The sequence below is a fragment of the Pseudomonas sp. HS6 genome, assembly GCF_023375815.1.
In the GTDB taxonomy this organism is placed as follows: Bacteria; Pseudomonadota; Gammaproteobacteria; order Pseudomonadales; family Pseudomonadaceae; genus Aquipseudomonas.
In genome coordinates this window covers 1012634-1030952 of the sequence record NZ_CP067412.1, presented here as the reverse complement: position 1 = coordinate 1030952, position 18319 = coordinate 1012634, and the positions used below count along the sequence as shown (strand labels likewise).

Annotated in this window: 20 protein-coding genes; 14 read left to right on the top strand and 6 right to left on the bottom strand. The window is 59.5% G+C overall.

Annotated elements, in window-relative coordinates; genetic code table 11:
• Positions 1 to 3 precede the first annotated feature (3 nt).
• Positions 4 to 234 (bottom strand): hypothetical protein, encoded by a 231-nt coding sequence (locus JJN09_RS04795; protein WP_096821535.1) that lies wholly within the window; start codon positions 232 to 234, stop codon positions 4 to 6.
• 72 nt (positions 235 to 306) lie between these two features.
• Positions 307 to 663 (bottom strand): hypothetical protein, encoded by a 357-nt coding sequence (locus tag JJN09_RS04790; protein WP_249485980.1) that lies wholly within the window; start codon positions 661 to 663, stop codon positions 307 to 309.
• Positions 664 to 873: 210 nt separating this feature from the next.
• Between JJN09_RS04790 and JJN09_RS04785 the strand changes: the two genes are divergently transcribed.
• From JJN09_RS04785 to ada, 5 genes are all read left to right on the top strand, one after another.
• Entirely contained in the window at positions 874 to 1176 is a 303-nt protein-coding gene (locus JJN09_RS04785; protein ID WP_007958929.1) for a DUF1883 domain-containing protein, read from the top strand.
• A 28-nt stretch (positions 1177 to 1204) separates the two neighbouring features.
• Positions 1205 to 1381 carry a hypothetical protein gene (locus tag JJN09_RS04780; protein ID WP_249485978.1) on the top strand — a complete coding sequence of 59 codons (177 nt, stop codon included), beginning with the start codon at positions 1205 to 1207 and terminating at the stop codon, positions 1379 to 1381.
• A 98-nt stretch (positions 1382 to 1479) separates the two neighbouring features.
• On the top strand, positions 1480 to 2187 hold the full coding sequence (locus tag JJN09_RS04775; protein ID WP_249490757.1) for a 2OG-Fe(II) oxygenase: 708 nt from the start codon (positions 1480 to 1482) through the stop codon (positions 2185 to 2187).
• A 5-nt stretch (positions 2188 to 2192) separates the two neighbouring features.
• Complete coding sequence (gene alkB / locus JJN09_RS04770) at positions 2193 to 2855, top strand: DNA oxidative demethylase AlkB (protein WP_249485977.1); 663 nt, start codon at positions 2193 to 2195, stop codon at positions 2853 to 2855.
• Positions 2856 to 2943: 88 nt separating this feature from the next.
• Complete coding sequence (gene ada / locus JJN09_RS04765; protein ID WP_249485976.1) at positions 2944 to 4011, top strand: bifunctional DNA-binding transcriptional regulator/O6-methylguanine-DNA methyltransferase Ada; 1068 nt, start codon at positions 2944 to 2946, stop codon at positions 4009 to 4011.
• On the opposite strand, the gene JJN09_RS04760 is transcribed toward ada, so the two are convergent.
• Both JJN09_RS04760 and JJN09_RS04755 read right to left on the bottom strand, forming a co-directional pair.
• Complete coding sequence (locus JJN09_RS04760; protein ID WP_249485974.1) at positions 4008 to 4466, bottom strand: GyrI-like domain-containing protein; 459 nt, start codon at positions 4464 to 4466, stop codon at positions 4008 to 4010. The genes ada and JJN09_RS04760 overlap by 4 nt on opposite strands.
• Positions 4467 to 4527: 61 nt before the next feature.
• Positions 4528 to 5511, bottom strand: a complete 984-nt coding sequence (locus tag JJN09_RS04755; protein WP_249485973.1) for an MDR family oxidoreductase — start codon at positions 5509 to 5511, stop codon at positions 4528 to 4530.
• Between the two features lie 179 nt (positions 5512 to 5690).
• On the opposite strand from JJN09_RS04755, the gene JJN09_RS04750 reads away from it, so the two are divergent.
• The 9 genes from JJN09_RS04750 (at position 5691) to JJN09_RS04710 (ending at position 14161) form a co-directional block, all read left to right on the top strand.
• A complete protein-coding gene (locus JJN09_RS04750) occupies positions 5691 to 8138 on the top strand; it encodes an autotransporter (protein ID WP_249485972.1) in 2448 nt (815 codons plus the stop codon).
• A gap of 108 nt (positions 8139 to 8246) precedes the next feature.
• Positions 8247 to 9308 (top strand): nitronate monooxygenase family protein, encoded by a 1062-nt coding sequence (locus tag JJN09_RS04745; protein WP_249485971.1) that lies wholly within the window; start codon positions 8247 to 8249, stop codon positions 9306 to 9308.
• A gap of 176 nt (positions 9309 to 9484) precedes the next feature.
• Entirely contained in the window at positions 9485 to 10252 is a 768-nt protein-coding gene (gene modA, locus JJN09_RS04740) for a molybdate ABC transporter substrate-binding protein (RefSeq protein WP_249485970.1), read from the top strand.
• Positions 10253 to 10933, top strand: coding sequence for a molybdate ABC transporter permease subunit (gene modB, locus JJN09_RS04735; RefSeq protein ID WP_249485969.1), 681 nt, complete (start codon positions 10253 to 10255; stop codon positions 10931 to 10933).
• 3 nt (positions 10934 to 10936) lie between these two features.
• Positions 10937 to 12016: a molybdenum ABC transporter ATP-binding protein gene (gene modC / locus JJN09_RS04730; RefSeq protein WP_249485967.1), complete on the top strand. Its 1080-nt coding sequence runs from the start codon at positions 10937 to 10939 to the stop codon at positions 12014 to 12016.
• Positions 12017 to 12087: 71 nt separating this feature from the next.
• Positions 12088 to 13116: a DNA topoisomerase IB gene (locus JJN09_RS04725; RefSeq protein WP_249485966.1), complete on the top strand. Its 1029-nt coding sequence runs from the start codon at positions 12088 to 12090 to the stop codon at positions 13114 to 13116.
• Between the two features lie 93 nt (positions 13117 to 13209).
• Entirely contained in the window at positions 13210 to 13440 is a 231-nt protein-coding gene (locus tag JJN09_RS04720; protein WP_102622245.1) for a hypothetical protein, read from the top strand.
• A gap of 120 nt (positions 13441 to 13560) precedes the next feature.
• Complete coding sequence (locus JJN09_RS04715; protein ID WP_085730787.1) at positions 13561 to 13791, top strand: hypothetical protein; 231 nt, start codon at positions 13561 to 13563, stop codon at positions 13789 to 13791.
• Positions 13792 to 13876: 85 nt separating this feature from the next.
• The gene (locus JJN09_RS04710) at positions 13877 to 14161 is read left to right on the top strand and encodes a hypothetical protein (RefSeq protein ID WP_249485965.1); all 285 of its coding nucleotides are present in this window, start codon (positions 13877 to 13879) and stop codon (positions 14159 to 14161) included.
• Between the two features lie 443 nt (positions 14162 to 14604).
• On the opposite strand, the gene JJN09_RS04705 is transcribed toward JJN09_RS04710, so the two are convergent.
• Complete coding sequence (locus JJN09_RS04705) at positions 14605 to 15027, bottom strand: hypothetical protein (RefSeq protein ID WP_249485963.1); 423 nt, start codon at positions 15025 to 15027, stop codon at positions 14605 to 14607.
• Between the two features lie 85 nt (positions 15028 to 15112).
• Positions 15113 to 18112, bottom strand: coding sequence for a DEAD/DEAH box helicase (locus tag JJN09_RS04700; protein ID WP_249485961.1), 3000 nt, complete (start codon positions 18110 to 18112; stop codon positions 15113 to 15115).
• Between the last annotated feature and the right edge of the window lie 207 nt (positions 18113 to 18319).

The following is an 18319-nucleotide window of genomic DNA, read 5'->3' as shown; positions in this document are numbered from 1 at the left end:
GTTCTACATATGAATTTCGGCGAACTTGATCCCCAGCCCGCGAACGACCTCAATCAGGTCATCCAGACGGCCAAACGATTCGACTTCGTCGTTTTCATCCACCAGAAAGTAACTGCGCCCGGCGCTCTTCTTGAAAAACACGATCCATTCACCCGAATTAGCCGGGTTCTGAATCACATGGGTGGCCGCGATCAGCCCCTCTTTATGGCGCTCTCGCACCTGCTCTCGCTTCATGCACATCTCCAGAAATGACAATGCCGCCCAGGCATGACCTGGACGGCATCAATACCGATGACTGACAGTTTATCAGCCGGAAATGCACGCCGTGGCGGCATTGCGTACATCCTTTGGACGTATCGGCACGTTGGACATGCGCTCGTGCAACTTGATGCTGCTGCCGCCGGAGCGGTCCTCAATGTCAAACACTGCCGCAGGGCCGGACGAAAACTTCCCCGGCACGATCACCCGAACCCCGTCCTTGTGGGGTTCCATTTGCAGGGCCCCACGGCTTTGCGCCAGCTTTTCGGCCAGACACTGTGCATACTCGTGAGGTTTCTTGCCGGAAATGACGCTCATGGTCGGCAGCGTTTCATTAATCTCCGAAACACTCGCGCAACCACCTACTGCCAATATCACCGGCAAGCACACCAAACCCCACTTCATACAAAATCTCCATAAAGTCCCTCGGACAGCACAAATCCCGTTTTTCTCCGAGGCTCACTGCATTTAACGCGCATCGAATCGCGAATAACTGTTTTTAATTGTCAAAGCGGCGCCCGACGGCCGGATAATAACCTGTCCGGGCTGATAAACTGCGCCAATCGACCCTGCTATCGTTTTGATTTTGTAGAAAAAGCCCTTCTGGAGGCGCCCATGAAATTTATTCACCAGCGCGAGCACCTCAACGAAGACGACATCGTCGTCATTCAATGCTCACAAACCTGCAACATCCGTCTGATGAACGACGCCAACTTCCGCAGCTTCAAGAACGGCGGCCGTCATACCTATCACGGCGGCGCGTTCGACACCTTCCCGGCCCGTATCACTGCGCCGAGCACCGGGTTCTGGAACATCACCATCGACACCGTCAACCGCCGTGCGATCAGCGTGACCCGCAAGCCGACCCTGACGCACTCGATCAAGATCATCCGTCGCTCCAGCTCGAAACTCAGCTGATCGGCTCCCTCAACGCAATCAGGTAAGCATGACCGTGGCCCAAACGACCAAATACGTCATCAAGTACAAACTGAACGGCGAACGCCGCTTCGAATTCGCCCAGCTGGAAAACGGCACGCAGGAAGAAGCCAAGGCTGCGCTGGATGCCCTGCACGGCCAGAGCGAAGACGTGATCAGCGACATCAGCGTCAGCAAGGCGCTGTAAGACACGGGTGACAATTCGACCGCAAGTGCCGGAGTGTTCCGGCCTGGCGGGCTGCCTAGACTGATCGCCTGGACGCAAGCCAAGGAATCAGTATGCCGATGTCACCCGACTCGCCCCTCGATGCGCTCGACTGGGTCGCACTGGAACAACAGCTGGATCAGGACGGTTGCGCCATCATCCGTTCGCTGTTGCGCTCGCAAACCTGTGATCGCCTGAGTGCGCTGTACCCGCAAAGCGAACCGTTCCGCTCACAGGTGATCATGGCCCGCCACGGTTTCGGTCGCGGTGAGTACAGATATCTGCGCTACCCGCTGCCTCCATTGGTGGAGCGCCTGCGCAGTGAGCTTTATCCGCGACTCGTTCCCCTGGCCAATCGCTGGCATGAACGGATGGGCTTGTCGCAACGCTTTCCACCCCTGCACAGCGAGTTTCTCGCGCGCTGCCATGCCGCCGGTCAACTGCGACCTACCCCGCTCTTGCTGCAATACGGCCCGCAGGACTACAACTGTTTGCATCAGGACTTGTACGGCGAACACGTCTTTCCACTGCAAGTGGCGATTCTTCTGTCAGAACCTGGCCATGATTTCAGCGGCGGCGAGTTCGTCCTGACCGAACAACGCCCGAGAATGCAGTCTCGCCCGCTGGTGATGGACCTGAGGAAAGGCGACGCGTTGATCTTTGCCGTCAACCAGCGCCCGGTCAAAGGCGTACGCGGCGACTATCGGGTCACCATGCGCCACGGCGTCAGCCGCCTGCACAGCGGAAAACGGCATACTCTGGGCATCATTTTTCACGACGCTACCTGACGATCATGCACACCAATTTCGATCTGTTCGCCGACACCGAATCCGAGCAGCCCCGACGCGCTGAACAGATCGGCGAACAATCCTGGGTGCTGCGCGGTTTTGCCCTGCCCCGTATCGAGCAGTTGTTGCCGACTCTGGAATCGATCATCAAACGTGCCCCGTTGCGGCACATGATGACACCCGGCGGTTTCAGCATGTCAGTGGCCACCAGCAGTTGCGGAGCACTTGGCTGGATCACCGACCGCAGCGGTTACCGCTATTCCTCCGAAGACCCGCTCAGCCACATGCCCTGGCCGGAAATGCCCGAACTGTTTCGCGATTTGGCCCAAGCAGCAGCGAAGGAAGTCGGTTTTTTTGACTTCGTACCGGACTCCTGCTTGATCAACCGCTATGTCCCCGGCGCGAAAATGTCTTTGCATCAGGACAAGGACGAGCATTCCTACACCGCACCGATCGTTTCTCTGTCATTGGGTTTGCCCGCCATGTTCCTGTTCGGTGGTTTCGCCCGCAGTGACAAGAGCCAGCGAATTTCGCTGTTGCACGGTGACATGGTGATCTGGGGTGGCGTTGATCGACTGCGCTACCACGGCGTCCTGCCGATCAAGTACGGCCGGCATCCGCAGCTGGGTGAACAGCGTTTCAACCTGACGTTTCGCACGGCTGGATAATCGAGCAAAGTTTGACCGCAAGGGCCGGAGTGTTACGGTTGGCGGCACGGGTTAACCTGAAGTTCAACAGGTCAACGGACTCACCATCATGAAAACGCTTTCGACCCCGCTGAACATTGAAGACGATCCACGCTGGTCCGCCGTTGTCGCCCGCGACCCACGGGCGGACGGCCAATTTGTCTACGCCGTGAAAACCACCGGCATCTATTGCCGTCCGAGTAGCCTGGCGCGCTTGCCGAAACCGCAGAATGTCGAGTTCTTCGACACAGCCGAAGAAGCCGAAGCAGCGGGTTATCGACCCAGTAAACGGGCGAGCAAGGATCAGAGCGACGTGGCCGCGCAACATGCCGCGACGGTAGCCGCTGCGTGCCGACAGATCGAAACCGCCGAAACCTTGCCAGCGCTCAACGAACTGGCGGATGCCGCCGGCCTGAGCTCATTCCATTTCCACCGAGTATTCAAAGCCGCCACCGGCCTGACGCCCAAAGGTTACGCCGCCGCACACCGATCCCGCAGAGTGCGGCAACGATTGGCGGATGGCGACTCGGTGACCGACGCGCTGTACGACGCCGGCTTCAACTCCAACAGCCGCTTCTATGAAGCTGCAGACCAATTGCTCGGCATGAAACCCGGCGACTTCCGGGCAGCCGGGCAAAACAACGATATTCGTTTTGCGGTAGGCCAATGTTCGCTCGGCGCCATTCTGGTGGCCCAGAGTGACCGGGGGATTTGCGCGATTCTGTTGGGGGACGATCCCCATCAATTGGTCTGCGACCTGCAGGACCAGTTTCGCCGGGCCAACCTGATTGGCGCCGATGCCGGGTTCGAGCAACTGATCGCCCATGTCGTCGGCTTCATTGAAACGCCGGCCATCGGTCTTGATCTGCCATTGGATGTACGAGGCACAGCGTTTCAGGAGCGGGTCTGGCAGGCGCTACGCGAAATACCGGTTGGCAGCACTGCCAGTTACGCGGACATCGCTCAGCGCATCGGCTCGCCAAAAGCGGTACGTGCGGTGGCCCAGGCTTGCGGCGCCAACAGCCTCGCAGTGGCGATCCCTTGCCACCGCGTGGTCCGCAGCGACGGCAACCTTTCGGGCTATCGCTGGGGCGTGGAACGCAAGCGGGAGTTGTTAATCCGGGAAACGCAGCCTTAACGAATGCCGATGTAGATCGACACCAACTCGGGGCCGAGATAGGCCTCGAAGTCGGTGGCATAACGTCGCTGAATCTGCGGATTGGCTTCGAAGTGTTTCCAGATCCGCCCCCACGTGGCAATGACTGCATCGGGCAATGCACCATGTCCCTGGAACACCAGGTACTCGCCGCTTTCGATCCGAATGGTTTCGTAATCCGCCTGCGGATTGACGACGGCGACACCCGCCGTCACGTCGAATGCACCCGAGGCATCCGATTCATAGGCCGAGTACACCCCGTAAATCGGCGACTCGGTCAGTTTGCCGGGAATGGCCTCCGCCAGGTTCTTGCCGAAGAATTGCCCCCACATCGGGCCGATTTTCGCGGTTTCAGCCTTGTGTTCTGCGGCGTTGGTGGTTCGAACGCGCAAGCCTGAAACCGTGAACGACTCAACGTGCTGTTGTTGTAGATCCATCGAAGTGCCACTCCCTTTTTTTGAAGTGCGGCCCGGCAGGTCCGCGATGGCGCTTAATGTGTCAGCGATTGACGTCCACGACAACCCGTCCGCGCAACTGTCCGGCGAGCAATTTGGGGGCTGCCTCGATGGCTTCGCTGAGGCCGACTTCATGGCTGATTAGAGGCAGCAAACCGAAATCGAGATCCTTGGCCAGACGCTCCCAGGCTTCGATTCGACGCGCCTTGGGCTGGGTCACGCTGTTGATCCCGGCCAGCGTCACACCACGCAAGATGAACGGTGCCACCGACGCCGGAAAATCCATGCCCTGAGCCAGACCGCATGCCGCGACAGTACCTTCGGCACGGGTACTGGCGCAGGCGTTGGCCAATGTATGGCTGCCGACCGAGTCAATGACCGCTGCCCAACGTTCCTTTGCCAGTGGCTTGCCGGGTTCGGACAAGGTCGCGCGGTCGATGATTTCGCTGGCGCCCAACTGCTGCAGATACTCATGCTCCGAGACGCGCCCGGTGGACGCCACCACGCGATAGCCAAGCTTGTGCAATAAGGCGATTGCAAAGCTGCCAACCCCTCCGTTGGCGCCCGTGACCAACACTTCGCCCTGCTCTGGCGTCACACCATTACGCTCCAGCGCCATGATGCACAGCATCGCCGTGTACCCGGCTGTGCCGATGGCCATGGCTTGCGCGGCGGAAAACGCTTTGGGCAGCGGGATCAGCCAGTCGCCGTTGAGTCGGGCCTTCTGGGCCAGGCCGCCCCAGTGGCCCTCACCCACGCCCCAACCGTTTAGCAACACCTGATCGCCGACCTTATAGTCGGGATGCGAACTGACTTCGACCGTACCGGCCAGATCGATTCCCGGCACCATCGGAAACTTGCGCACCACCGGACTGCTGCCGGTAATCGCCAGCCCGTCCTTGAAGTTGAGCGTGCTGTACGCGACGCGCACCGTCACATCGCCTTCGGGCAACTGCTGCTCGTCGATTTTCTGCAGGCTGGCGCGATAACCGCTGTCGTCTTTGTCGATCAGAATGCCGTTGAACATGATTGCCTCTCAGGGAGTGAATTCAGGGTCTCGTGGCATTCAAATAGCACATCGCAACATTTTGCCCCACTCGACCTTCCGCCAATCGCTGAAACCGCCGGGTGATTCCGGATCGGGCGACTATGCTTTTTCGACGGCTTCCACTTATCCCCGAGAAGCCCTTGTCGATGGAGCTGACAATGTCCCGCGCCCGCCCTTTTCTTGCATGGCTGATGCTCTGTCTGTTGGCATTCAATACCGCTTGGGCGGCGCCTGCGGCCAAGACGGCAGACGCCACTACCGTTGAACCGACATGGCCGCAAGTCATCACCAGCGGCAAGTCAAAACTCACCGTGTATCAGCCGCAGCTCGACAGCTGGGACGGCTACACCTTGCAGGCCCGTGCCGCCGTTGAAGCGACCGGTGCTGACGGCAAGGCGACTTACGGCATCGTCCAGTTCAGCGCTCACACGCTGGTCGACAAGGCGACTCGCTGGGTCATGCTCGATCAGTACAAAATCATCAAGGCCGATTTCCCTGCCGACGCCAGTCAGGCAGAAACGTGGATCACGACACTGCAAAACGATGCGGCCAAGCGCAAGAAAACCATTTCACTCGATCAACTGGAGGCCGCCGTCGGTGTACTGGCCGCCGAGCAGAAAGCCGACACGGCGCCCTTGGAAAACACGCCACCGAGCATCATCAGCTCGGACGTGCCGGCCATGCTCGTCTATATCGACGGTGAGGCTGCGTATCGCCCGGTCGACGGAACCGGGTTGCAACGGGTGATCAACACTCGCCCTCTGTTGCTCAAGGACGCCCAGGGCAAACATTATCTGCATGTGTTCGATGGCTGGATGATTGCCGATCAATTGACCGGGCCTTACGCCCTCCTTTCATCGCCTTCGGCTGATCTGGAAAAAGCCAAGAAAGCCGCGATCGAGAGCCGGCAGGTGGATCTGCTCACCGGGCAAAGCGATCCGAAGGACAAGGTACCGAGTCTGGCGAAGCCGCCACAGCCGAAGATCTTCGTCGCCACGACCCCGACCGAACTGATCGTCACCGACGGTGCGCCACAGTGGCAGCCGATCCAGGGCACGCAATTGCTGTATGTCAGCAACACCACCGGGCACATCTTCAAGGAAATCGGCGACCAGAACAGTTATGTGCTGGTCTCCGGCCGCTGGTTCCGTGCCGGGGACATGAACGGCCCGTGGACATTTACCCCGGCCGACAAGCTGCCGGCAGACTTTGCCAACATCCCCGACGACAGCCCGAAAGAAAATGTCAAAGCCTCAGTCGCGGGCACGCCTCAAGCCAAGGAAGCTGCCATTGCCGCCACCATTCCGCAGACGTCGGCAATCAAGAAAAGCGCGGTAAAAATGACGGCGCCACAATTTGACGGCGAGCCTCAACTCAAAGCCATCAGCGGCACCCTGCTTCAATATGTGATCAACAGCGCCACGCCGATCATCCGGGTCGACAACGACAGTTGGTACGCCGTGGAGAACGGCATCTGGTTCGTCGCCACCGCAGTGACCGGGCCATGGACAGTGGCCGGTTCGGTGCCGGCGGTGATTTATTCGATCCCGCCGAGCTCACCGATGCACTACCTCACTTACGTCAAAGTCTATGAGTCCAGTGGTGACACCGTTGTGGTCGGCTACACCCCGGGGTATCAGGGCTCGACGCTGGATCCGGCAACCGGCGTCGTGATCTACGGCACCGGCTATCCGTACACGCCATGGGTCGGTAGCGTCTGGTACGGGCCACCGGTGACTTACGGCTTTGGCGTCGCCATCCGCTACACACCGTGGACTGGCTGGACGTTCGGCTTCGGGTTCGGCTGGAGCTGGGGCAGCAGCACTGCCGCCATGGGCTGGGGCTGGGGCGCCTATCCGTGGTGGGGCAATTACGGTTGGGGCTATGCGTGGGGGCCGCACCTGTATCCTGCGCCATTGGCCTGGGGTGGCGCAGCTTACGGTTATCACGGCGGCGCCGTAGCATGGGGCCCGGGCGGCTGGGCCGGCACCACCGGCAACATCTACCGGCAATGGGGCGATCGGGCGACGGTCAGCCGCTATGGCGCAGGCTACAACGCCTGGACCGGCAACCGTTGGGCCGGCCAAGTCGGCTCCTCGTATAACTCTCGGACCGGGATTGCGACTGCGGGTCAGCGAGGCGCCGTACACAATGTCTACACCGGCAACTATGCAGCAGGCCGCAGCGGTGAAGTGGTCGGGCCCAACGGTGGCGCAATCGCCGGGGGGCGCGTAACCGCGGGCAACGCTCGAAATGGCACGCAGGTCACTGCCAATCGTGGCGCCGTTTACAACCCGAACACCGGCAACACCACGCAATACGGCGGGATTCACGGACGCAACAACGGCGCCGCTCGAGTGGGCGACAATGTTTACGCCGGGCATGACGGCAACGTCTACAAGAAAACCGATGACGGCTGGCAGTCGATGGTCAAGGGTGGCGCGACCCGCGCACCGGCCAACAACAATGCCCAGTTGCAAAACCTCAATCGGGACTCGGCGGCCCGTAACGTTGGTAATCAGCGTCTGAACAACTTCCACAACTCCTCGCAGTTCATGAACCATTCATTCGGCGGAGGGGGCGGTGGTGGATTTCATCGACGCTGACCCGAATCCCGCGAAGCTACAAATCTCGGCTGGCCCTGAACCCGGTTTTGCTGGTAAAAAAACCGGCTTCAGCTTCCCTGCCCTGCTTTGTCCTTCGGAGTCTTTTCCATGAACCAATGGCCAGATACCCGCATTCTTGACCTGCTCGGCATCGAACTGCCGATCATCCAGGGCCCGATGGCCGGTGCCACTAACTCGTCGATGGTCATCGCCGTGTGCAACGCGGGAGGTTTGGGATCAATGCCGGCAGCGATGTTGAGCATCGAGCAATTACGCGAAGAATTGAAAGCCATCCGTCAAGGCACCGATAAACCGTTCAACGTCAATTTCTTCTGCCATCAGCCACCGGCCGCCGATGAACAGCGGGCACAGGACTGGAAGAATCTGCTGGAACCCTACTACCGCGAACTGGGTGCCGACTTCGATGCCCCGACGCCTGTATCGAACCGCGCACCGTTTGATGCGGCCGCTTGCGAAGTGCTGGAAGAGTTTCGCCCTGAAGTGGTGAGTTTCCACTTCGGCCTGCCGGAAAAATCCCTGCTGGACCGGGTCAAGGCCACCGGTGCGAAAATCCTGTCCTCGGCAACCAACGTCGATGAAGCCCTCTGGCTGGAACAGAACGGTTGCGATGCAATCATCGCCATGGGCTACGAAGCCGGAGGTCATCGGGGCATGTTCCTCAGCGATGACCTGAGCAGCCAGGTCGGAACCTTTGCCCTCGTTCCGCAAATCGTCGATGCGGTCAAAGTGCCGGTGATTGCTGCCGGTGCGATCGCCGATGCGCGAGGCGTTGCAGCTGCGTTCATGCTCGGTGCATCTGCTGCTCAGGTCGGCACGGCTTATCTGTTTACACCAGAGGCCAAAGTCAGCGCCTCTCATCACAAGGCGCTGCGCACGGCGAAAGACAGTGAAACCGCTATCACCAACCTGTTTACCGGGCGTCCGGCACGGGGGATTCTAAATCGGGTGATGCGTGAGCTGGGACCGATGTCGGCCAAGGCGCCAGCGTTTCCGTTGGCTGGTGGTGCCCTGATGCCCTTGCGCGCCAAGGATGAGGCCGACTTCAGCAACCTCTGGGCCGGTCAGGCGTTCACGTTGGGCAAGGAGTTGAGCAGTGCCGAATTGACTCGGCAACTGGCCGAAGGAGCGCTCGCGAAACTGGCTCGGTAAAAGCACGGCAGACTGAGGGATTTCATGCCCTCACCTGCCCGCCTGAAACCAGCACTTTCCGTTTAGAGGCATTTCGCTATATATTCAGCTATATAGCGATTCACCCCCTCGCATCGGCGCAGTCTACCCCTCCAACAATAACTGCCCACTGCACTTGCCAACAACGGAGCTGTTACATGACCATTCGTGCCTCACGTTTTGCCCCTACCTGCCTGGCCTCCTTGCTTGCGGTATTTGCCGCTGGCGCTGTTCAGGCGGATGAAGTGCAAGTCGCTGTCGCGGCCAACTTCACCGCGCCAATTCAGGCGATCGCCGCCGACTTCGAAAAAGACACCGGGCACAAACTGGTCGCGGCCTATGGCGCTACCGGGCAGTTCTACACCCAGATCAAGAACGGCGCACCGTTCGAAGTGTTCCTCTCGGCTGACGACACCACCCCTGAGAAACTGGAAAAAGAAGGCGACACCGTCAAGGGTTCGCGCTTCACCTACGCTATTGGCACCCTGGCCCTGTGGTCGGCCAAAGAAGGTTACGTCGACGCCAAAGGCGACGTCCTGAAGAAAAACGAATACCAACACCTGTCCATCGCCAATCCGAAAGCCGCACCTTACGGTCTGGCGGCCACCCAGGTGCTGGAAAAGCTGAAACTGACTGAAGCGACCAAAGCCAAGATCGTCGAAGGCCAGAACATCACCCAGGCCTACCAGTTCGTGTCCACCGGCAACGCCGAATTGGGCTTCGTTGCCCTCTCACAGATCTACAAGGACGGCAAGGTCAGCAGCGGCTCGGCGTGGATCGTTCCGGCGAGCATGCACGACCCGATCAAACAGGACGCGGTCATCCTGAACAAAGGCAAAGACAACGCCGCTGCCAAGGCGCTGGTTGACTACCTCAAAGGCCCGAAAGCCGCTGCGGTGATCAAGTCCTACGGTTATCAGCTGTAAATGTCGCTGACGAGTGCCGATTTCGCGGCGATCTGGCTGACCCTGAAACTGGCGTCCCTGACCACCGCGATCCTGCTGGTCATCGGCACTCCGATTGCCCTGTGGTTGTCGCGCAGCCAATCCTGGTTACGCGGCCCCATTGGGGCGATTGTCGCCCTGCCCCTCGTGCTGCCGCCGACCGTCATCGGTTTTTATCTGTTGCTCGCGCTCGGACCCAATGGCTTTCTTGGCCATTTCACCCAATGGCTGGGGCTCGGTACGCTCACGTTCAGTTTCACCGGACTGGTGATCGGTTCGGTGCTCTATTCCATGCCTTTTGTGGTGCAGCCGCTGCAAAACGCCTTCTCCGCCATTGGCACTCGCCCACTGGAAGTGGCCGCCACTTTGCGCGCCAATCCTTGGGACACTTTCTTCAGCGTGATCTTGCCGCTTGCGCGCCACGGTTTCATTACCGCAGCAATCCTCGGCTTCGCCCATACCGTCGGTGAATTCGGCGTTGTACTGATGATCGGCGGCAATATTCCCGACAAGACCCGGGTGGTCTCGGTACAAATCTACGACCACGTCGAAGCCATGGAATACTCACAAGCGCATTGGCTCGCCGGTGCGATGCTGGTGTTTTCGTTTCTGGTGTTGCTGGCGCTCTATTCCAGCCGCAAGTCGCGCGCAGGATGGAGTTGATCGATGATTGAAGCACGCTTGAAACTCACCTACTCGGGATTCGGTCTGGATGTCGACCTGCACTTGCCCGGTCGGGGCGTGACCGCACTGTTCGGTCAATCGGGCTCGGGCAAGACCACCTGCCTGCGCTGCATCGCCGGACTCGAGAGGGCATCGCACGCTTTTGTGCAAATCAACGACGAAATCTGGCAGGACAGCGAGAAAGGTATTTTCGTCCCGCCCCACAAGCGCGCACTCGGCTATGTCTTTCAGGAAGCCAGCCTGTTTCCTCATCTTTCAGTGCTGGCCAACCTGCAATTCGGCCTCAAACGGATTGCCAGGAGTCAACGCCGGGTCGACATGGCACAAGCCACCGAACTGCTGGGGATCGGCCATTTGCTGGAGCGTCATCCGCAGCACCTGTCCGGCGGCGAACGCCAGCGTGTCGGCATCGCTCGGGCGTTGCTGACCAGTCCGAAACTGTTGCTGATGGACGAGCCGCTCGCGGCCCTCGACAGTCAGCGTAAAAGCGAAATCCTGCCTTACCTGCAACGACTGCACGACGAACTCGACATCCCGGTTCTGTATGTCAGCCACGCTCAGGATGAAGTCGCGCGCCTGGCCGATCACCTGGTGCTGCTCGACGACGGCAGAGCGCTGGCCAGCGGCCCGATTGGTGAAACCCTGGCTCGTCTCGATCTTCCACTGGCGATGGGTGATGACGCGGGTGTGGTGATCGAGGGCCAGGTCAGCTCATACGATGCCGATTACCAACTGCTCTCCTTGCAACTGCCCAACGCGTTGCAGAGCATTCGCGTGACTCACTCGCCAATGGCCACAGGCCAGACCTTGCGCTGCAAGGTGCACGCTCGAGACATCAGCCTGACCCTGCAAAACAACGATTTCAGCAGCATCCTCAATCGTTTGCCGGTCACGGTGATCAGCGAGATGCCCGCCGACAATGCCGCTCATGTGCTGATCCGCCTCGATGCGAGTGGCACGCCTCTGCTGGCAAGAATCACCCGTTATTCGCGGGACCAGCTGGGCGTGCATTCGGGTCAACAGTTATGGGCGCAGATCAAGGCTGTCGCGGTTCTGGCTTAAATCGGTCGGCACGACTGCCATGACCTGCGGTCAATCGCTTTAACAGCCCGATTGCCGCCAAGGAACCGACCATGCTCGATACCGCGCTGACCGATGTGTTGCCTTCGGATCTGCATTACGTCGATGACACCCAGCCTGGGTTCACTCGCAAGAAGCTGCGTGGCAAGTTCTGTTACTTCGACACAGCAGGCCAGCGCATCAGCGATCCTGATGAAATCAAACGCATTAACGCGCTGGCCGTGCCACCGGCCTACACCGATGTTTGGATCTGCGCAGACCCTCGTGGCCACCTGCAAGCAACCGGCCGCGATGCTCGTGGGCGCAAACAGTACCGCTATCACCCACGCTGGCGTGAAGTCCGCGATGTCGACAAATACTCGCGATTGCGCGAATTCGGCATGGCGCTGCCGAAGTTGCGCAAACAACTCGAAGCGCTGTTGGTAGCGCCAGGGTTTAGTCGCGACAAAGTCATGGCCACGGTGATCACTTTGCTCGATGCGACCCTGATCCGCGTCGGCAATACTCAATACGCACGAGACAATAAATCCTATGGACTGACCACCCTGCGCAGCCGGCATGTCGAGATCAATGGCAGCGCGATTCTCTTCCAGTTTCGTGGCAAAAGCGGCATCGAGCATCAAATTACCGTGAAAGACCGGCGCCTGGCCCGGATCATCAAGCGCTGCCTGGAAATCCCGGGGCAGAACCTGTTCCAGTACCTGGATGAAAACGGCGAGCGGCACACCGTCAGTTCCTCCGACGTAAACTCTTACCTGCAAACCCTGACCGGTGCGGACTTCACCGCCAAGGACTACCGGACCTGGGCCGGCAGCGCCCTCGCATTGTCGGTGTTGCGGGAGTTGCAATGGGAATCGGAAGCCGAGGCCAAGCGGCATGTGGTGGAGATGGTCAAAGGTGTCGCACGACAATTAGGAAACACGCCGGCGGTGTGCCGCAAATGCTATATCCACCCGGCCGTAGTCGAGAACTTCATGCGCGGTGCACTGGTCAAGCTGCCAAGACCTCGGGTTCGCAAAGGGTTGCGCGCCGAGGAGGTCGCGCTAGCCATGTTTTTGGAGCGGATGACCACGCTACCCTGAGCGTTTGTACCCGACGAACTGACCTGCCTATTTTTTGCACGATTTGTCAGGGCTTCTATAGTTGATCTGGTACGAATCAGCTGCGGTGACGCCATGGAAGACATATTCGTCGTGAAGCGTTGCAACAAAATCATCATTCACGGTCGCCGCGCTGGAGAAAGTCTCCATGAACCCGCCGAAGCCACCGGTTGGTATCGCATCAATGACACGCGAACCGGCGGGTTTATCGGGGATGGCTACGATCTGGAAGAAGATGCCCGGCGAGAGTGCCTGCGACTCAATGCCGCCAGCTCGCGGGTGACGGTCAGTGAGTCTTCCGGCTGATAGCTGTCATTTACGGGTCTATACTCAAACCAGCTGAAGGAGCAGCGCCCCAACGGCAGAGAGCTCGCGCTTCGCGGGCTTTTTGCTGCCACAGAGCGGTTTGTTGAACGGAGGTGTTCCATGTCCGAAAGAGAGTCCATCACCACTCTCCTCACCTTGCTCGATGCGCGGGAAGCACGCCTCGCGGCGGCCTGCAAAGAAATCGCCGACTGGGTCGATCATCAAGGCGGGCACCCGACCGCCCTGCGCATTCGCGATCGCTTGAACGACATCGAAAAGGATGCTCCGCTGATTCGCAGCACCCTGTCGTCGCTAAAACCTGTCGACCGGCCACTGCCACGCTTCAGGTGATCCGCTGATTGGCGCAATGCCTGCAAAAAGAACGTCCTTGGTGGTGAGAGGTCAAAACCTTTACACGTCACCAAGGAGACGTCTCATGGTCATTCATTTCAAAGTCGACGGGCACCTGGCCTGTGGTCACAAGGGCAGCAACCTCTCCTCCAGCAACGAACTCAATCGTGTGAAGTGCCGCAGCTGCCGCAATACCGACGCGTACAAGGATGCGCGCAAAGATCAGCGCAATGCAGCTCGGCGCGCGACTCGTCACTCAAGAGCTGTACGCTCGGCGTCCGACTGGCGCTCGGATTGGATCGAGCGCTTGACTGCGATGGCAGGACTTCAGCGCTTGCCTAGAGGGTTTACCGGGCAAGCATTCGTCTGAACAAAAAAATGGGCCGATTGAATCGGCCCATTTTGCTGTTCGCCGTTCCCAATCACTGAACAGTACCTCTGGAGTACAAAGAAAAAAGTGTTGGCTGCGAGGGGAAAAGCTGAGGGGGATTTTTCCATTGCGGAAAAACAAAAGGGCCTGCATGAGAAACCTCATGCAAGCCCTTGATATTCATGGTGCCCGAAGCCGGAATCGAACCGGCACGCCCTTACGAGCGGGGGATTTTAAGTCCATAACTTTTCACCTTTAAATCATAAGCTTAGGTTCAGTATTTTTCCGCATCAAACAAATTTTCTCTCCGCTCCAAGGCAGCAAAACCAGCACCTCCAAATAAATTGCGGAAAGGAATCGGGCTGCAGGATCCCGCTTTCTAAGGCAAGACGGGCCGACATCGGTCTATAGAAAGGTCTCGATCGCCTCGTCTAGCCGGTCATTCAGTGAGGCAGGCAATGGTGGACCAGACAGGTCAGGTGGTGATGTCTGAAGTAGTCGTGATACTTTCCTGAGATCGGTTTTGCCAATGACGCGTGGACGAACTCGATGAAGTCCAAGACGAGCAAGGTGTCCGGCGCGAACGGCTGGCGCGTGGCAAAGTAGCCCTCCCCATCAATGGAGACGGTCTCCAACGGCCAAACCAGCCCCGGCATTTCTGCGCTTACCGAAGCCGCCAAGACTCCCGCATCGCCGCCGCAAGTTGCTTGTCCGTCCGGGCAGCGTTCGGGGAAACGCAGGCCGAATGCGCCGCTATTGATCAACGCCTGCACCGCTGCCACCAGGCCCCCCCAGACCGTGGGCGAAATCACCTGCTCGGTGCGTGTGCGCGGACCATTCCGACGATCGCTGAAGTAGTCGCTCATCACGTTGACTCCGTTCGCGGCCCAGACGCGATGGTGGCGACGTGTCTATCCAAAAAATTCATTTCCCTGCGCAGTACCATGGTGCTCATGCTTGTGGCCTCAATAAGGGCGCGCTAGTTGGACCAATGCATGCTTCTAGCCGCTCTAAGCTCAAGTCGTTCACAGCTTCCGGCGTCAAGCATCCGGCATTGAAGAGCCCGAGGTACTGCCCCCTAGTCAGAGCAATCGGCAAGTTTGTGAGCGGCAACGCACCGGCTGGAAGGCCGAATTCGAGCCGCTGCAGGATTTCGTCGAGTCCCGCCAAGAACGTAGGCTGGTCCGGGAAAAGTGCCGATAGGATTTGGTGCGTCGAGCGCAGGTGAAAGCGGGTTGCGTCGGCGATACCGATGATGTTTCCGTATCCGACGGCGCCTCCGAAGGGCGTAGTAGAGAACCGCTTCTCCAACACATCGACGGGGGTGCCCTCGATCCAGTCGTACAAGAGCGCGGCGCGCTTGCATCGGCACCAGAACTCAATTTCGTCCCGGCAATATCGCTGCAGTGCCTGCGTCATCGCATGCCCATAACGCTGCGCAACATCATTGGAGCGCACGCTCTCCGACCTGCCACGCTTCATGACCGGTGTATAGATCGCATCCATCTCGTCGAGCACCTGCACCATCGCCAGAACCTGGGTGGGCGACGTCTGTGCGGCGTTGAGTTGTTTCATCAACTCGACCAGCCGCAGGCTCGACTCAAACGACAAGGACGAAGCGCCGCAGGCGCGTCCGAGCAAGGTAAGGTGGATCAACTCGCCCTCGCGCTCGGCCAGCCCGGCCTGCAACAGGCGCTCGACCAAAGCGGTGACTTCGTGCTCCACCATCGGGATCCATTGAGGATTCGCACGTGATGCAGAGTAGCCACCGAACGTGTTGACCAACAGGCCAGGAATTTCGGTGGCACGCACGCCCCGGACTTGGCTAAGCAAGCGCAGCGTCCAGGTTGGCAGGTCGCGTTGCTGGAAGGATGACTTCACATCTTCCGGCACACCGAGCACGTATTTCTGGAATAGCTGCGCGCGCTCCATCGGAGTGTCGGCGAGAATGATGGCCTTGCCGGTCTCGTTGTATCCGAGCCGTCCCGCACGCCCCGCCATGTTCTTGTACTCGGCGACGGTGAATGGCCGGCCGTCCTCTCCGACGAATTCGTTCTCCGCGAGGATCACCGTAGATGCCGGAGTGTTGATGCCGGCAGCCAGCGTCGTCGTGGCCACCAGCGCATGGATGCCGCCGCCTGCATCGCGATACCCCTTCTCGACGGCTTCGCGCTCCGCACGTAAGAGATTGGTGTTGTGGAATGCAGTACCGCCAGCGAGGCATTCCCGCAGATCCTGCGAGGCGCCAGTCAGATCCTGAGTCGGAAGCACGGCCAAAACTCTAGTCGCGGGACCGAGTACCAATTCCTTGGACAAGTATTTGGCGCAGCCCTGCGCCGGACCACGCATGTTACGGAAGACCAGCAACTTTTCGCCCTGTGCGACCAGTTGCTGGACCAGCGGCACGATCACGTCCTGCGAGCTGGGCTTTTCGCGACGCTGTACGATGCGATGCGCTGGCAAGAGGGCTTCGGTCTTGGTGGTGCCGTCCACATCGACGAACTGGAACGTCCCGCGTCGATCAAGCACGCCCTCGACCAGGGGCACAGGCCGCTCGCGGGATATCAGCAAAGGCAAGTCGAGCCAGCGATCAAAGCTGTTGAGGTTGCCAATCACCGCCGACAAGATCACAAGTTGCGGTTCAACGCCACGCTGACGTGCTCGTAGCAGGAGCGCTAAGATCAGCTCAACCGTAATACCTCGATTAGGGTCCGTAATGAACTGCCCCTCGTCAAGTACGACGAGGCCGAGCTGGTTGAGCACGCGCGGCGAACCGAGCGCCAGATTGAGAAAGGTTTCATAGGTGAAGAAACCCAGGTCATAGCGGCCGGCCAACACGGGACCGATGCCATCCGTTGCATCACCGCTGCACCGAACGACGCGTAGCCCCGCAGCTCCGTATCGCTCGCTGAACTCCTCGAACTTCTCGCTGACTAGCGCCCGATACGGCAGCAGAAACGCGGCTTTCTTGCCGGCTGTGACTGCCTGAATCGCAGCCAGTTCGCCGATCATGGTCTTACCCGAACTGGTCGGCGCAGCCACCAGCAGCGATTTGCCGGCCAGTACGCCGTGTTCGTTGACTGCCTTAAGTTGCAGTGCGTTGAGGCCTCGCGGGAAGTCCGTTGTCCACTGTTCGACGATTTCCGGCGGAAAGCCGTGCGCAGAAAATTCCGCAAACGCTCCCGACATTTGCTGGACCGCTCTGGCCGGGAACGCAGCGGCGTAGTTGTCACCGCGTTTGAGAGCCGGAAACACGAGACCACCCTGGACGTTGCCCAGGAATACGGGCGTCTGTGTCACGCTGATGCGCTCGGCCTCGACACGCGCCAACCTGATGATCTCTCCGGCGATTTCCGGAAAGCTGACCGAGTCGCCGACCGCCCCCGTCAACGCCTCGATCACGGCATGCGTGAGCAATCCGTGTCCGGTGCCAGGCTGCTCCCAGGCCGACTCGTTGGTTGCACAGGCGGCGAGCAGAATGCGGCCCTCACCGTAAATCCCATTCAACGCAAATGCACTTCGCGGTCGCGCTGCAGCCTCCAGCACGCGCGCAGGTGCCTGCCCGCTGAAGCAGCAGTCAAGCACGCACAGGACCGCACGCGCCTTCGTCGTCTTAAAGGCATCGGCCAAGCCCGCCATCGACAGGCCTGTGCTGGAAAGATCGGCTGCGTTGGTATCGAACAGGACCAGGTTTCCATCGGGAGAACCGTGGCCAGCGAATGTGATGACTATCACGTCGTCCTGGCCAGCGGCCGACAGCGTTCCTAGGATGGCCTGCGACACCTCTGCATGCGTGGCGACCTCATCGACAAGCAGTCGGCCAGCAAGGCCTTCGACGGTGTCGGTGAACAGCGCCCACAACGCCGTCGCATCGCGGCGGGCCCCGCCCAGCTCGGGTATTGTCGCGTCGAGGTGTTTGTTGATGCCCACGAAAATAGCTTTGATCGCCACGTCGCCCCCCCTATCCGCTTTGCGCCAAGAGTCATTCGATCACGTCGCTCACCGCGCGCGGACGCAACGCCCTCAGGTACACCGAGCATAGTCGCATCCGCCGATTTAATTGCGCCAACTATCTCGATGAAACGAGGCAGGTTTTCGGTTGAGCGTTCGCTTAGAGGCTTTGTCTCTCGATACGCTGTTCGGCAATTTAGCCAAGTA

Coding starts and splice junctions, on each gene's coding strand:
- JJN09_RS04760 (WP_249485974.1), bottom strand. CDS start 4,466: ATGGATCTACAACAACAGCACGTTGAGTCGTTCACGGTTTCAGGCTTG.
- JJN09_RS04715 (WP_085730787.1), top strand. CDS start 13,561: ATGTCCGAAAGAGAGTCCATCACCACTCTCCTCACCTTGCTCGATGCG.
- modC (WP_249485967.1), top strand. CDS start 10,937: ATGATTGAAGCACGCTTGAAACTCACCTACTCGGGATTCGGTCTGGAT.
- JJN09_RS04720 (WP_102622245.1), top strand. CDS start 13,210: ATGGAAGACATATTCGTCGTGAAGCGTTGCAACAAAATCATCATTCAC.
- modB (WP_249485969.1), top strand. CDS start 10,253: ATGTCGCTGACGAGTGCCGATTTCGCGGCGATCTGGCTGACCCTGAAA.
- JJN09_RS04750 (WP_249485972.1), top strand. CDS start 5,691: ATGTCCCGCGCCCGCCCTTTTCTTGCATGGCTGATGCTCTGTCTGTTG.
- modA (WP_249485970.1), top strand. CDS start 9,485: ATGACCATTCGTGCCTCACGTTTTGCCCCTACCTGCCTGGCCTCCTTG.
- JJN09_RS04710 (WP_249485965.1), top strand. CDS start 13,877: ATGGTCATTCATTTCAAAGTCGACGGGCACCTGGCCTGTGGTCACAAG.
- JJN09_RS04795 (WP_096821535.1), bottom strand. CDS start 234: ATGAAGCGAGAGCAGGTGCGAGAGCGCCATAAAGAGGGGCTGATCGCG.
- JJN09_RS04780 (WP_249485978.1), top strand. CDS start 1,205: ATGACCGTGGCCCAAACGACCAAATACGTCATCAAGTACAAACTGAAC.
- JJN09_RS04785 (WP_007958929.1), top strand. CDS start 874: ATGAAATTTATTCACCAGCGCGAGCACCTCAACGAAGACGACATCGTC.
- ada (WP_249485976.1), top strand. CDS start 2,944: ATGAAAACGCTTTCGACCCCGCTGAACATTGAAGACGATCCACGCTGG.
- JJN09_RS04725 (WP_249485966.1), top strand. CDS start 12,088: ATGCTCGATACCGCGCTGACCGATGTGTTGCCTTCGGATCTGCATTAC.
- JJN09_RS04775 (WP_249490757.1), top strand. CDS start 1,480: ATGTCACCCGACTCGCCCCTCGATGCGCTCGACTGGGTCGCACTGGAA.
- alkB (WP_249485977.1), top strand. CDS start 2,193: ATGCACACCAATTTCGATCTGTTCGCCGACACCGAATCCGAGCAGCCC.
- JJN09_RS04755 (WP_249485973.1), bottom strand. CDS start 5,511: ATGTTCAACGGCATTCTGATCGACAAAGACGACAGCGGTTATCGCGCC.
- JJN09_RS04745 (WP_249485971.1), top strand. CDS start 8,247: ATGAACCAATGGCCAGATACCCGCATTCTTGACCTGCTCGGCATCGAA.
- JJN09_RS04790 (WP_249485980.1), bottom strand. CDS start 663: ATGAAGTGGGGTTTGGTGTGCTTGCCGGTGATATTGGCAGTAGGTGGT.
- JJN09_RS04705 (WP_249485963.1), bottom strand. CDS start 15,027: ATGAGCGACTACTTCAGCGATCGTCGGAATGGTCCGCGCACACGCACC.